Below are 14,471 nucleotides of genomic sequence, written 5' to 3'. Positions count from 1 at the left end.
GGATGATATAAAATGAAATTTCCATTAGTTAGGAAAAAATAGAGGGCATATTTTTTATGAAGTGATTAAATTATTGGTGAATAAGGGGAAAAAAAGAATCATGAATGAAGAAAAGGATAGTGTCAGTATGAAAGCTCGTCGACCGATTACATATATAAAAAGAGCGGTCATTCTCATTGTATTATTTTCGCTTGTATATTTTGTGTATACAAAAATTACTTCACATAATAAGAAAGAAAACACGTTAAAAGCAACGACAGAAGCAAAGAAAGAAACGGTACAAAAACAAGTAGAACAGAAACAATCAGAACAGCCTCCAGCGAAGTCTCCAGCAGAGCCACAGCAAGCTAAGGTAACAGAACAAGTTGCCGAAGGACAACCACAAGAAGTTAATGAAAATGCTGAGTTAGACGAGTATTTAAAGAGCAAAAGTTTTAGTGGGACAGCAGTTGTCGTGAAAAACGGAAAAGTACTTTTAAATAAAGGATATGGGCTGGCAAATCGAGAAAAAAATATACCAAATAATTCTGAAACAACATTTTATATTGGCTCGATTTCAAAGGCCTTTGTAGCAACAGCAATTATGCAGCTAAAAGATCAAAATAAAATTCAAACAGAGGATACAATAGCGAAATATATTCCTGATTTTCCAAGAGGTAGTGAAGTTAAGTTAGTTCATCTATTGACACACACATCTGGAATTCCTGAATATGAGGCAGGTGCAAATGATATTTCTCATGAGGAATTGTTGAAGCGAATTGGACAACAAAAACATTTATTTAATCCAGGTGAAAAATGGAAGTATTCGGATTCGAATTACTCAATACTTGGTTACATCGTTGAGAAAGTTAGTGGACAACCGTTAGAAGAATATATTAAACAACATATTTTTGATGTTGTAGGCATGAAAAATTCAGGTTTTGGTACAGAATTAGAGAAAACAAAGTATCCTTCTACTGGTTATAAGATTGTAAATAATAATATGACAGTACCTGCTATTCCGAGCATGTCACAATTATATGGAAATGGTGATATATACACGAGTGCAAATGATTTATATTTATTTAATGAAGCGCTATTTTCTGGGAAGCTAATATCCAAAGAAAGCTACGATCAAATGTTTACAGCCTTTAAAAAAGATTATGGATTTGGTTGGTATGTAAATCCGGGAAGTTACTCTAATCACGGTGTAATGCCGGGATGGAATTGTTTAAATGGATTTAGTAGAAGTGGTAATGTGTATGTTATTTTATTATCTAATATTCAAAATAACATTAAATCATTTGGTACGGTTAATAATGATATTTATACGATGTTGCAGCATATTGAAGTGTAAGAGACTATCTTTATTGTTTCAAATTATGTATTGATCTAATCAGGGGATATATTTAGTTTATTATGAAAAGAAGTGTACCAAACAGGTACACTTCTTTCTATTCTGTTTTAAAAAAACTATAACAGAATAGGGGATAAGGGTATTACAGTTTAAAATGGGTATGACTCTTTATACTACAGAATAGGATTCGTTTATAAGGGTACCAAAAAAATACAATTAAGGAAAGAGTTAATTTAAAAGAGTTTTAATTGAAGTTAACACTATGTGTATAGTAGTTTGCTCAATATTTCACAAACATGTCACAACTATCTCGTTCGCTTTTTCAAAAAAGTAGTATTCTAAATGTGTAAGCTGTTATATAAAAAATCTTAGTCCTGTACTAATCAAAAATGGAGGAGATTAGGATGACTCAAGTATTAGAAAATGTAAAAAACGCATGGGCAAACTTTAAAGGTGAAAAATGGAAAGCAGAAATTGATGTTCGCGATTTCATTTTAAATAATGTAAACGTTTACGAAGGGGACGAATCTTTCTTAGCGGGAGCAACAGAAGCAACGAAACAACTTTGGGATCAAGTAATGGATTTAACAAAACAAGAACGTGACAATGGCGGCGTCCTTGATATGGATACAAAAATTGTTTCTTCTATTACATCGCATGGTCCAGGATACTTAAATAAAGATATTGAAAAAGTAGTTGGTTTCCAAACTGACAAACCATTTAAACGTTCTTTACAACCATTTGGTGGTATTCGTATGGCGGAACAAGCTTGTGAAGCATATGGATTTAAAATGGATGAAGAGTTAAGTCATATTTTTAGAGACTGGCGTAAAACTCATAACCAAGGTGTATTCGATGCTTATACACCAGAAATGAAAGCAGCACGTAAATCAGGTGTTATTACTGGTCTTCCAGATGCATATGGCCGTGGTCGTATTATCGGTGACTATCGTCGTGTAGCATTATACGGTGTAGATCACTTAATTGAAGCGAAAAAAACAGATTTAAATTTAACTGGAAGCATCATGAGTGAAGAAGTAATGCGTTTACGTGAAGAAATCTCTGAACAAATTCGCGCACTTCAAGAATTAAAACAAATGGCAGCTTCTCATGGCTTTGATATTTCTAAACCAGCAACAAATGCACAAGAAGCATTCCAATGGTTATACTTTGCTTATCTTGCAGCAATCAAAGAGCAAAACGGCGCAGCAATGAGTCTTGGCCGTACGTCTACATTCTTAGACATCTTCATTGAAAGAGATTTAGAGAACGGTACATTAACAGAAGAAGCAGCACAAGAGATTGTCGACCACTTTATTATGAAATTACGTCTTGTGAAATTCGCAAGAACACCTGATTATAATGAATTATTCTCTGGTGATCCAACTTGGGTAACTGAATCTATCGGTGGTATTGCACTTGATGGTCGTCCATTAGTAACGAAAAACTCATTCCGCTTCTTGCATACATTAGATAACTTAGGAGCAGCACCAGAGCCAAACTTAACAGTTCTTTGGTCTAAACAATTACCACAGAAATTTAAAAATTACTGTGCGAAAATGTCTATCAATACATCTGCAATTCAATATGAAAACGATGATATTATGCGCCCAGAGTATGGCGATGACTACGGTATTGCATGTTGTGTATCCGCAATGAGAATTGGTAAACAAATGCAATTCTTTGGAGCTCGTGCAAACTTAGCGAAAGCACTATTATATGCAATTAACGGTGGTAAAGACGAGAAAACAAAAGCGCAAGTTGGACCTGAATATGCACCAATTACTGCTGAAGTATTAGATTATGAAGAAGTAATGCATAAATTTGATATGACAATGGAATGGTTAGCAGATTTATACTTAAATACATTAAATGTAATTCACTATATGCACGACAAATATAGCTATGAACGCATTGAAATGGCACTTCATGATACAGAGGTTCTTCGTACAATGGCAACAGGTATTGCCGGTCTATCTGTAGTAGCTGATTCTTTAAGTGCGATTAAATATGCGAAAGTAAAACCAATTCGTGATGAAAATGGCATTGCAGTTGATTTTGAAATTGAAGGTGATTTCCCTAAATACGGTAACAACGATGACCGTGTAGATGAAATTGCAGTAAACCTTGTGAAAACATTTATGAACAAGCTTCGTAAACATAAAACATACCGTGACTCTATTCATACAATGTCAATCTTAACAATTACATCTAACGTTGTATACGGTAAGAAAACAGGTAACACTCCAGATGGTCGCCGGACTGGTGAGCCATTTGCACCAGGTGCAAACCCAATGCATGGACGCGATACAAAAGGTGCACTAGCATCACTATTATCTGTTGCGAAATTACCATATGAGGATGCACAAGATGGTATTTCCAATACATTCTCAATCATTCCAAAAGCACTTGGTAAAGAAGATGATGTACAAGTTAGAAACTTAGTATCTATGCTTGATGGATATGCAGTCAAAGAAGGACATCACTTAAACATTAACGTATTTAACCGTGAAACATTAATGGATGCAATGGAACATCCTGAAAAATATCCACAATTAACAATTCGTGTATCTGGTTACGCTGTTAACTTTATTAAATTAACTCGTGAGCAACAAATTGATGTAATTAACCGTACAATGCATGAAAGTATGTAAGTAAAAAGTTTCCCTCTGCTTTCATAAAAACAGAGGGGGACTGTTTCAATAGAGGAGGAAGTTAACATGGTAAAAGGAAGAATTCATTCTGTAGAGTCTTGTGGTACTGTTGATGGCCCAGGAATTCGTTATGTCATATTTACACAAGGGTGCTTATTACGCTGCCAATATTGTCATAATGCTGATACGTGGGAAATTGGTAAAGGAAAAGAAATAACAGTTGAAGAAGTGATGCAGGATGTTACATGTTACCTTCCCTTTATTGAAGCTTCCGGTGGTGGCATTACAGTGAGCGGTGGAGAGCCATTACTGCAGTTAGACTTTTTGATTGAGTTATTTAAGAAATGTAAAGAAATCGGAATTCATACGACAATCGATTCTTCCGGAGGGTGCTATTCTGAAGAGCCAGAGTTCCAAAGAAAATTAGATATTTTAATGGACTATACAGATTTGGTATTATTGGATTTAAAACATATCGATTCTAAAAAGCATCGTAAATTAACCGGTAAACCGAATGAACACATTTTACAATTTGCCCGTTATTTATCTGATAAAGAGAAACCAATTTGGGTAAGACACGTATTAGTTCCAGGTGTTACAGATAGTGAAGAAGATTTACAGAGACTATCTAGCTTTATACAAAGTCTTTCTAACGTAAAGAAAGTAGAAGTCTTACCGTATCACAAGCTGGGTGTATATAAATGGGAAGCACTTGGACATAAGTATCCTCTTGAAGGTGTAGAACCTCCAACAGAAAAAAATGTTCAAAATGCAAAAAATATTTTACAAGCAGTCTAATCCAAATCAGGGATTAGACTTTTTGTTTTCTTTTAATAAAATCTAGAGTATATCTGAAGAAAAGAGTATACTGAGAGTAGAATATCCATATTTTTGTAAAGAAATAAAAGGATAAATTCACATAATTGTAAAGGGAAAACCAAATAGTAACAAGAATTAAGAAGTAGCAGGGCGAGTATCATGAAGTATGATCATTTGTAAGTTATTGCGAAAGCTCTTATAGGAAAGTATAATATAAAGATATGAGCACAGATAGGATTAAGGGGTCAATCTTATATGCTTTGCATATCCACGACAGGTACATAGCTAACATGAAAGTGTTGGAATCCAAACATGTAATTTTTTTTAGGAAAATGTTTTTCCTATTGTCGTATATGCAATATGGGAAAGCGAAAAAGCTAGGAGTGGATTTGTTTGATAAAAAACCCCAAGGTTTTAATATTAACTGCACATTACGGTAATGGTCATGTGCAAGTAGCAAAAACATTAGAACAAACATTTCGTCAAAAAGGGATTGAAGATGTGATTGTTTGTGATTTATTTGGAGAATCACATCCGGTCATAACAGATATCACAAAATATTTATACTTAAAAAGCTATACAATAGGTAAAGAGCTATATCGCTTATTTTATTACGGTGTAGAAAAAATTTATGATAAGAAAATTGCGTCGTGGTATGCAAATTTTGGGAGAAAACGTTTAAAAGCACTATTACATGCAGAAAAACCAGACATTGTTATTAATACATTTCCAATTATTGCAGTACCAGAATTAAAAAAACAAACAGGTTTTACAATTCCTGTTTATAATGTGTTAACGGATTTTTGTTTACACAAAATATGGATTCATCGTGAAGTAGATCGTTATTTTGTAGCGACAGATTATGTGAAAAAAGTAATGGTTGAAATTGGTGTACCTCCCGAGCGAATTGTAGAAACCGGGATTCCAATACGTAAAAACTTCGAGTTAACTATTAATCCAGAAATCCTGTATAGTAAATATCACTTATCTCGTGAGAAAAAGATTTTACTTATTGTAGCAGGTGCTCATGGTGTATTAGGAAATGTAAAGGGATTATGTCAATCATTTATGACAGTTCCTAATCTTCAAATAGCTGTTGTCTGTGGGAAAAATGAAACCTTAAAACAAGAGTTATTAGGACTCGAGGAACAAAATTCTGAAGCATTAAAAGTATTTGGTTATGTAGAGAATATCGATGAGTTATTCCGTATTACCTCTTGTATGATTACAAAACCAGGAGGCATTACATTAAGTGAAGCGGCAGCTTTACAAGTACCTGTCATTTTATATAAACCAGTACCAGGGCAAGAAAATGAAAATGCAATGTATTTTGAAAAAAAAGGAGCTGCACTTGTAATTCGCGAAGATGAGGATGTTTTTGCGAAAACTAAGGCACTATTAGAAGATGATATGAAGCTTCTGCAAATGAAAGAAGCGATGAAAAGTATTTATCGTCCAGAACCAGCTTGTCACATTGTAGATACAATTTTAGAAGAAAACCATGTGCAGCCTAATCATATGCCAATTAAGTCACCAGCTCTTGCTCAATCTTTTACGTAATATGAAACCCTCTTTTTATTTTGGAAGAGGGTTTTTTGTTTTGTATAAATTCAGTATAGGAAATAGAGTTAGTAAGAAGGTATATATGCATTGACAGTTAATAAAGTTGGAGGCTTTTATCCCGCATTAACAGGCAGTAAGACCTCAACCTCAAAATTCAGCAAAAGTAAAGAAGTTAGGTGGGGGATCAACTGCCCGTAAAAGCCCGATTGGTGAAGGCTAATAATCGGTGGGATGAAGAAAACCCCCACTGATTAAAGTTTCACTTTATATTTCCGTTGTATGTTATCCACAAGAGAATGCGATTTCAATAGACGGTAAAGTCGGAATATTAACAATGATATCCACATTATCCACAATTTTCAGAAAAAATACCCACAAATTAAACACAGTACATGTGATTAATTTTATAATAATCCAAAAGAATCGCTGAATTTATACACAATTCTTTTAATTCTGTGGATAAAGTTTTCCACAAAAAATCCCCCTTATAATATAAGGAGTAAATCTTTACTTTATCACCCAAAAAGTAAATTGGATGAATTAGTAGGAGAGGATAAAAAATCCTCTCAAGTATCACCTTATCCCACATTAACGGGCGGTAAAAGCCCGTTAATGTGGGATAAGATCCGCCGATTACAATTGCACTTTATAATTACACACCTTTAGGACGATATCCTGCTGCACGATCTGCTCTTCGAAATTCTCGCTGATAAAGAACCTCTTGTGTACTATTTAATGTATTTCTTGCTTTTTCACGTTTCTTTCTATCCATTACAGATCACCTCGTGTCATAAAGTTATTATCTATCGTTTCCAATGACACAAAGAGATATACACGATAAACAGGTATGTTCATTTTATAATTAGTTATATTACGCTTCTTTTAAATGATGTGTATCTTGGAATGTAGTGTCACGCATTGTAGCAAGTGTATATTGATCTTTAACAATCTCATATAAATTATATACTTCCTCATTTGCGTTAATTTGATCATAAACAGCTTTTCTAGTTTCATTTGCTAGGTTTACATATGACAATTTTTCCGCTGCTTTCATCGAACGAATATTTACTTTGCGAATGCGCATAAAGATTGTTTCAATATCTAACTCATAGAAAAGCTCGCTGAAAAAAGCATCTTTTGCTAATTTATTATACCCCTGGCCATGATAAGGTTTTCCAAGCCATGTGCCAAGAAACCCAGCTTTTTCTTGCACATCAAATAAAGTAATCGTGCCGATAGGGTTTCCCCATTCATCTAGAATTGTGCGTGAAATTAATTCACCACGCTCTTCAGCTTCTATTGTTTGTTTTGTTAAAAACAAAAACTCTTCATATGAATAAGCCTTTTGACGCACAAAAGGGAAGACAGCAGGATCCACCATTAAATCGTATAGAACGTGGCTGTCGTGTAAGTCGCGTTTTTTTAACATACTAACTCCTCCTCACATGAGGGTAGCATGACGAAAAAACACCCCACCCTCGAAATTTTTATATCAATCTTTAAAAAATTTCGGGGTGGGAATCGAACCCACTAGAACCAGTCTATAACGCTGGTGGCGCACCATTTGCCTTCCCCATTCATCAATTTGAAATGAATAATCACGACACAAATTGATTATGGTTTCATTCAGTTTATAATCGTATAATACTTTATCTAGTCAAAAAAATAAACTAGTTTTTTTTATTTTTTTTGTAAATTATTTTTCCGTCAATCATAGTTAGTACGGGCTTGGCTAAATAATGAAATGGATGATGTGTCCATAATACAAGATCGGCATCTTTTCCGACTTCAATACTTCCAATTCTTTTCTCTAAACGTAAGTTTCGAGCAGGGAGGATTGTAATTCCTTCTAATGCAATTTTTTCATCTAATCCTTCCCTGACAGCGATGGCTGCACAAACATTTAAATATTGAATTGGAGTATAGGGGTGGTCTGTTGTGATAGAGACTTCTATCCCATGCTTTGATAAAGTATGGTACGTATCCCATGATTTATTTTTTAGTTCAATTTTTGATCGGCGTGTTAATGTCGGGCCAACAGATATTTTTAAGTGTTGATTGGCAAGCTCGTTTACAATAAAGTGTCCTTCTGTGCAGTGTTCAATACGTAAATCAAGATTGAATTCTTTTGCAAAGCGAAGAGCGGAAAGAATATCATCTGCCCGATGAGCGTGGATACGTACTGGGATTTCCCGGCGCAGTGCTTTTAGAATAGGGAGCATTCGAAAATCTGCTTCATTTCCATAATGTTGTGCTTCGTAAAAAGATTCACGAAGCAATCCCATAATTCCCATACGAGTAATTGATTCCTTTGTACCATTACTATGAACTCGTTTTGGATTTTCTCCAAATGCAATTTTTAATCCTGCAGGTTCCTGAATAATCATGTGATCGATACAGGTTCCAGCGGTTTTAATCACACATGTTGTCCCGCCGATAATATTTTGACTTCCGGGCATAACATGTGCAGTTGTAATCCCACTTTGAACCGCATCTTGAAAAGCAATATCAAAAGGATGGATACCATCTAAAGAACGGATATGTGGTGTCAATACTTCAGATGTTTCATTAGCGTCATTTCCAGCCCAACCAGTACCTTCATCATATAGGCCAAGATGAGTATGCACATCGATAAATCCTGGTAAAAGGTGAAGGGCTTTTGCATCAATAACAGTCATATCTTGAGTTGACTCAATATGTGGTTTTATCGCAGCGATTTGATTGTGCTTAACCAATACATCTCCTTGAAATTTGGAAGAAGTAATGGGATATACAATGGCTTGCTTAAATAGCGTTTTCATAAATACCTCATTTCCATTGGCTAATAACCTTTGAATTAGTAAATAGAGCAATATTAATGGGTGTATTTTAGAAGTACTACAGTGTATGCAATATAATATTTTGTAATGCATGCTTTAATGTGGGAAAAGAATATTGGTATCCATGCTGCATTGCTTTGTTAGGCAATACATGTTGTCCTTGTAGTACAAGCATACTCATTTCTCCCAGTAAAGCATGTAGTGCAAGGGCTGGAACGGGAAGCCAATGTGGGCGGCGCATGATAATTGAAAGTGTCTTTCCAAACTCTTTCATTGTTGTAGGATTTGGCGCTGTAATGTTAAGAGGTCCTTCTATTTCTTTTGTGTCTATTGCAAAATCAATCATGCGGATGACATCATCTAGATGAATCCAAGATAGCCATTGATTGCCTGAGCCGATTGTACCACCAATAAATAATTGATAGGGGTGCAACATTTTAGGAAGGGCACCACCCTCTTTTCCTAAAACAATTCCAAAGCGTGTATAGACAGTTCGAATTCCGAGAGAAGTTGCATGAGCGGCCGCTTCTTCCCATAGTTTTACTGTGGTTGCCAAAAAGTCACTGCCATTTTCTTTGTTCTGTTCGGTAAAGATTTTTGTTTCAGATGTACCGTAATAGCCAATTGCGCTAGCGTTTATAAAAGTATGGGGTTTCTTTTGTAATGTTTGTAATTGTTTAATGAGACTATTTGTTGTATGAAGACGACTCACTATAATTCTTTCTTTTTGCTTTTTTGTCCATCGACCATTGTTAATAGATTCTCCGGCTAGATTAATAACAACATCAATAGAAGTGAGAGGGAAGTTAGGAGAGTGCGTATCCCATTGGACGTATTGAATGTTAGAATTGAGAGGATTCTCTCTTTCTTTCCGGGTAAGAATGTAAATTGTGCCCCCTTTTAGGCTTAAAAAATTTGCTAATGCATTACCGATAAAACCAGTTCCCCCAGAAATTGCAATTTTCAACTGAATTTCCTCCTCATTATATATATTCATGAAAAGCAAAATTGTTCCGTAACTATGTTAAAATAGTAGCGAGGTGAAGAATATGGCTGTCATTACAAAAATAGAAGTACAAAAACGAACGAAAGAACGGTTTAATATTTATATTGATAAAGGACAAGGTGAAGAATACGGATTTAGTGTGAATCAAGTAACCTTAATCAAACACGGTTTGCAAAAGGGATTAGAGATTAATGAAGTAGAGTTAGCAAATATTTTGTACAATGAAGAAGTGCAGAAAGCATATTTGCAAGCAATTTCTTATTTATCCTATCAAATGCGGACGAAACAGGAAGTAGAAGAGTACTTACGAAAAAAGGAAGTTGGACAAGCCATCATCTCTGAAGTTATTTCGAAATTATTACAGGATCGCTATATTAATGATAAAGAGTATGCCATTTCGTATGTGCGAACGCATAGTAACGTGAATCAAAAAGGACCAACTATTATTAGACGGGAACTTCTTGGTAAAGGTGTCCAAGATATAATTATTACTCATAGTTTACAAGAATACCCGAAAGAGAAGCAAATTGAAAATGCCTTTGAGCTTGTAGAAAAAAAGAAAAAGTCTTATCAAAAGCATTCTTTTTTACAAATGAAACAAAAGTTAGAAGAAATGTTAGTCCGTAAAGGATATAATCGTGATGTGATTCAAATTTGCCTAGAAGAATTAAAAGAGGAAAAGGATGAAACGCAGCAACAAGAGGCGTTGTTATATCATGGGAATAAGTATCATGAGAAGCATAAAAAGCATGATGGATGGACATATGAAAATAAGATGAAACAAGCATTATATCGAAAAGGATTTTCCATTGATGAGATAGAGACATTTTTACAAATGAAACGTGAAGAGGGATGAGAGAATATGATGAATATGCCAAAACGTTATAGTGAGATGACACCACATGAGCTAAGAGAGGAAATTGGCATTTTAAAAGAACAGGCTGTGAAGGCAGAACAGCTTGGTATAGTAAATGAGTTTGATGTGTTAATGAGAAAAATGGCAATGGCTCGTGCTTATATGACAGATATAAACGCATTTCAGATTGGTGAAACGTATGAACTGATAGAAGAACCGGGCATATTATTTACGATTACGTACTTCAATGGAGTGTTTGCTTGGGGACGTAAACAAAATGAGACAGAGGAAATTGGTATTCCTATTTCGCTATTACAAGAGAAATAAAAAACCAGAGAGCCTTGGCTGCTCTGGTTTTCATTTTTCGTAGTTATTAAAGGGGGTAGACAGTTAAATTTGACGTTTTCTCATCTCGTTCGCCAAGATAATGAGAGATTGATTTTGTTGCGTTTGTCCATTTACTTGCGCTTTTGCATGTTTCGGACGTGCCCAGGTAGGGTTGAATAATTCAGAACGACGATCTAAATGATTACGGTAGCTCATCTTTATCACCTCATGTAGGAAGTTAATTGTAAATAACCCTTTATAACTGACTATTTGTTTTACTCTTCCTGATGATTTGCGGCACGCATACGTTCCTGTGGGTGTGTATTAATCGTGCCGTTAGGTCTTTTTGAAGCAAAACGATCTTTTGCTTTCGGTTGACCGTCGATATTGTTATTATTTCTAGCTTCAGACCAAATTTCAGATTGTTTACCCAAGAAGAACGCCCCCTCGTTATAAAATGATACTTGTTAGGAAGTATCAATTATAGAGTGTGCAAAATAAAAGAAAATATCCTTTAGAAATCAAGGGAAGAAATGAATAAAAGGAGAGAATACAACATGAAAGATATTTATGAAACATTAACAAAAGTATTACTTGAAAAAAACAGCTTTCTTTCTTATGCTCAGGCACGCGCATGGATTGAGTTATTATGGGAGGACTTCCAAGTAACGTATGCAAAGTCTGGTCGTTATCAAGGTGAAGAAATGACAGAACAAATTGTAAGAGCATGGATTAATAACCATGGTGAACGTCTTCATGAAATCCGTACGAATAATCCGAAATATAGTCATTTAATTAATCAAGACGATCATTTAAAGCATTAAGAAAAGCGACCGAAGTTGGTCGCTCTTTTTAATGTGGAATCAATTCTAATTTTTTACGGAGTTTTTCTTCACTAAAAATCCATCCAGTATAGGAACTAATAATATTTAAATTTTGATCCAGTTGGACGATTGCAACGAATGGGTAATAGTCTTTACTACGGTAGCGTAAATCGATAAAGCGCACTTCATAATAGTTGTCGTAATCAAAAATATCCCATCGATATACAGGTGAAAAAGATAAAAAAGCAGAAATGTTTTCATCTTTTTGTGCAGCCCACATAATTTTATTATCTGGAAGTGGAATACGATCAAATGTATCATGCACCATAATCTGGCCGCGGTGCCAACGAGCAACATAGTATTTGTCTTTTGTAGTAATTGCCAAATGATAATGATAAAAGCGGTAGGAAGGAGAAATGATGACTTCCTCGACATTTTCAAATCGTTTGTAAACTACACTTTTGACATTTTGTCTCATTACAATCCGGCCAATATAGTAGACAAACATTAAAATATATGCAGCTAAAGCAGTGTATCCTTTATGGGAGCCGACGAGCATGCAAGCGATAGCAAGTATGTGAATAAAGAAGATTATGGCATCGAATGTATTAATTACACCTAGCGCAACCCACTTTTTTGTAAATGGCCGTAATGCTTGCGTACCATAAGCGTTAAAAATATCAACAAACACGTGAAGAAAGACGGCAATAAATGACCAAAGTAGTAGATGAAGATAGGACGATTCTGTAAAGAAGGCAAAAGAAATACCACTTATAAGGAAAGACCAAAGAATAACAGCAGGAATGGAATGAGTAATTCCGCGATGGTTTCGTATATATTTCGCATTATTACGTAATTTTAAGACGGTATCAATATCAGGGATATTGGATCCGGCAATTGTTGCAAGCATAACTGCCTGTGGTCCGAAATCACTCTGACTAATGGCTGGATCTAATGTTGCTAAACCACCTAATGTGACGCCCATAACAAGGTGAGTGGCTGTGTCCATGAAAACACACCTCCGTTTTTTATTAATGTAACTCTTTTTATTCGATATCTCAAGGCATTTGCCTTCTATTTCCTATATCATCTTACTTAAATTTTTTCCTAAAATCTTTATAATAGTACGTATATGCAAAAAATGAGGAGGATCAAGTTTGGCACTTGAAATATTAGACGATTTTAACATAGAGAAGTTTCAACATGATTTAATTAGTTGGTTTGAAAAAGAACAGCGTGACTTACCGTGGCGCAAAAATAAAGATCCGTATCGTGTTTGGGTTTCTGAGATTATGTTGCAGCAAACACGAGTAGAAGCTGTAAAACCATATTACGCAAATTTTATGGGAAAGTTCCCAACGTTAGAAGCATTGGCATCGGCAGAGGATGAAGAGGTATTAAAAGCATGGGAAGGCCTCGGTTACTATTCTAGAGCACGAAATTTACATGCAGCAGTGAAAGAAGTAAAAGAAGTATATGGCGGGAAAGTACCAAATGATGTGAAAAAAATTGAAAAATTAAAAGGTGTTGGTCCGTATACAAAAGGTGCGATTTTAAGTATTGCATATGGAATACCAGAGCCAGCTGTAGATGGAAATGTCATGCGTGTTTTATCCCGTATATTATCGGTTTGGGATGATATTGCGAAACCTAAGACGCGAAAAGTATTTGAAGAGATTGTACGTGAAATCATTTCAAAGGAAAATCCGTCCTATTTTAATCAAGGCTTAATGGAGCTAGGTGCGCTCATTTGTATTCCGAAAAATCCAGCTTGTTTACTTTGTCCAGTTCGAGAACACTGCCGTGGTTATGCAGAAGGTGTACAGAAAGAGTTGCCGGTCAAAAGTAAGGCGAAAGCTCCTAAAATGGTGCCGCTTGTCGCGGGTGTGCTACAAACAGAGGATGGAAATTATGTAATTAATAAAAGACCAAGTACAGGTTTACTTGCGAATATGTGGGAGTTTCCAAATGTTGAGATTAGCGAAGGAATTCGTAATCATAAACAACAGCTTTCTGACTATATGAAAGAGAATTTTTCTCTTTCTGTTTCAATTGATGAATATGTAATGAATGTTGAGCATACGTTCACACACCGCACATGGGATATATTTGTATTTTATGGAAAAGTAACAAGGGCTATTAAAGAAACGGATACATTAAAAGTTGTATCTAGAGAAGAATTTGAGAGATTACCTTTTTCTAAATCACATCGTACAATTTATGAAGAATGTGTCAAAAAACTGCAGCCTTAATGGTTGGAGTTTTTT

15 protein-coding genes are annotated in these 14,471 nt (G+C 35.1%); 8 read left to right on the top strand and 7 right to left on the bottom strand.

From position 1 onward, the window contains the following. Nucleotides 1–100 precede the first annotated feature (100 nt). The 4 genes from Y7E_RS0125295 to Y7E_RS0125280 all read left to right on the top strand — a co-directional run bounded on the left by Y7E_RS0125295 (nt 101) and on the right by Y7E_RS0125280 (nt 6,369). The gene (locus Y7E_RS0125295; RefSeq protein ID WP_017153998.1) at nt 101–1,336 is read left to right on the top strand and encodes a serine hydrolase domain-containing protein; all 1,236 of its coding nucleotides are present in this window, start codon (nt 101–103) and stop codon (nt 1,334–1,336) included. Between the two features lie 404 nt (nt 1,337–1,740). Next, on the top strand, nt 1,741–3,990 hold the full coding sequence (gene pflB / locus Y7E_RS0125290) for a formate C-acetyltransferase (protein WP_017153997.1): 2,250 nt from the start codon (nt 1,741–1,743) through the stop codon (nt 3,988–3,990). A gap of 66 nt (nt 3,991–4,056) precedes the next feature. Next, entirely contained in the window at nt 4,057–4,788 is a 732-nt protein-coding gene (gene pflA / locus Y7E_RS0125285; protein WP_017153996.1) for a pyruvate formate-lyase-activating protein, read from the top strand. Nucleotides 4,789–5,202: 414 nt separating this feature from the next. Continuing rightward, nucleotides 5,203–6,369 (top strand): diglucosyl diacylglycerol synthase, encoded by a 1,167-nt coding sequence (locus Y7E_RS0125280; RefSeq protein WP_017153995.1) that lies wholly within the window; start codon nt 5,203–5,205, stop codon nt 6,367–6,369. A 655-nt stretch (nt 6,370–7,024) separates the two neighbouring features. Here the strand turns inward: Y7E_RS0125280 and Y7E_RS31065 are convergent. From Y7E_RS31065 to Y7E_RS0125260, 4 genes are all read right to left on the bottom strand, one after another. Continuing rightward, nucleotides 7,025–7,144, bottom strand: a complete 120-nt coding sequence (locus tag Y7E_RS31065) for a YfhE family protein (protein WP_003194890.1) — start codon at nt 7,142–7,144, stop codon at nt 7,025–7,027. Between the two features lie 99 nt (nt 7,145–7,243). Beyond that, on the bottom strand, nt 7,244–7,801 hold the full coding sequence (locus tag Y7E_RS0125270; protein ID WP_000914731.1) for a GNAT family N-acetyltransferase: 558 nt from the start codon (nt 7,799–7,801) through the stop codon (nt 7,244–7,246). 241 nt (nt 7,802–8,042) lie between these two features. Then, the gene (locus tag Y7E_RS0125265; protein ID WP_017153994.1) at nt 8,043–9,173 is read right to left on the bottom strand and encodes an amidohydrolase; all 1,131 of its coding nucleotides are present in this window, start codon (nt 9,171–9,173) and stop codon (nt 8,043–8,045) included. Nucleotides 9,174–9,249: 76 nt separating this feature from the next. Further along, complete coding sequence (locus Y7E_RS0125260) at nt 9,250–10,158, bottom strand: TIGR01777 family oxidoreductase (protein WP_017153993.1); 909 nt, start codon at nt 10,156–10,158, stop codon at nt 9,250–9,252. 82 nt (nt 10,159–10,240) lie between these two features. Between Y7E_RS0125260 and recX the strand changes: the two genes are divergently transcribed. Together recX and Y7E_RS0125250 are read left to right on the top strand one after the other, a co-directional pair. Continuing rightward, on the top strand, nt 10,241–11,053 hold the full coding sequence (gene recX, locus Y7E_RS0125255) for a recombination regulator RecX (protein WP_017153992.1): 813 nt from the start codon (nt 10,241–10,243) through the stop codon (nt 11,051–11,053). Nucleotides 11,054–11,062: 9 nt separating this feature from the next. Continuing rightward, complete coding sequence (locus tag Y7E_RS0125250) at nt 11,063–11,380, top strand: YfhH family protein (RefSeq protein WP_026049348.1); 318 nt, start codon at nt 11,063–11,065, stop codon at nt 11,378–11,380. Nucleotides 11,381–11,443: 63 nt separating this feature from the next. On the opposite strand, the gene Y7E_RS31060 is transcribed toward Y7E_RS0125250, so the two are convergent. Both Y7E_RS31060 and Y7E_RS0125240 read right to left on the bottom strand, forming a co-directional pair. After that, on the bottom strand, nt 11,444–11,596 hold the full coding sequence (locus Y7E_RS31060) for a YpzG family protein (RefSeq protein ID WP_003194901.1): 153 nt from the start codon (nt 11,594–11,596) through the stop codon (nt 11,444–11,446). A 59-nt stretch (nt 11,597–11,655) separates the two neighbouring features. Further along, nucleotides 11,656–11,814, bottom strand: coding sequence for a small, acid-soluble spore protein K (locus Y7E_RS0125240; protein WP_017153990.1), 159 nt, complete (start codon nt 11,812–11,814; stop codon nt 11,656–11,658). Between the two features lie 123 nt (nt 11,815–11,937). On the opposite strand from Y7E_RS0125240, the gene Y7E_RS0125235 reads away from it, so the two are divergent. Next, nucleotides 11,938–12,204 (top strand): YfhJ family protein, encoded by a 267-nt coding sequence (locus Y7E_RS0125235; RefSeq protein ID WP_017153989.1) that lies wholly within the window; start codon nt 11,938–11,940, stop codon nt 12,202–12,204. Between the two features lie 28 nt (nt 12,205–12,232). Here the strand turns inward: Y7E_RS0125235 and Y7E_RS0125230 are convergent, their stop codons facing one another. Next, the gene (locus Y7E_RS0125230; protein WP_017153988.1) at nt 12,233–13,213 is read right to left on the bottom strand and encodes a metal-dependent hydrolase; all 981 of its coding nucleotides are present in this window, start codon (nt 13,211–13,213) and stop codon (nt 12,233–12,235) included. Between the two features lie 148 nt (nt 13,214–13,361). Here Y7E_RS0125230 and mutY point away from each other — a divergent pair, with 148 nt between their 5' ends. Further along, entirely contained in the window at nt 13,362–14,456 is a 1,095-nt protein-coding gene (gene mutY / locus Y7E_RS0125225) for an A/G-specific adenine glycosylase (protein WP_017153987.1), read from the top strand. Nucleotides 14,457–14,471: the final 15 nt, after the last annotated feature.

The sequence above is a fragment of the Bacillus bingmayongensis genome (assembly GCF_000299035.1).
In the GTDB taxonomy this organism is placed as follows: Bacteria; Bacillota; Bacilli; order Bacillales; family Bacillaceae_G; genus Bacillus_A; species Bacillus_A bingmayongensis.
The sequence above is the reverse complement of the archived record's forward strand: the minus strand, read 5'-3'. Positions and strand labels throughout refer to the sequence as shown.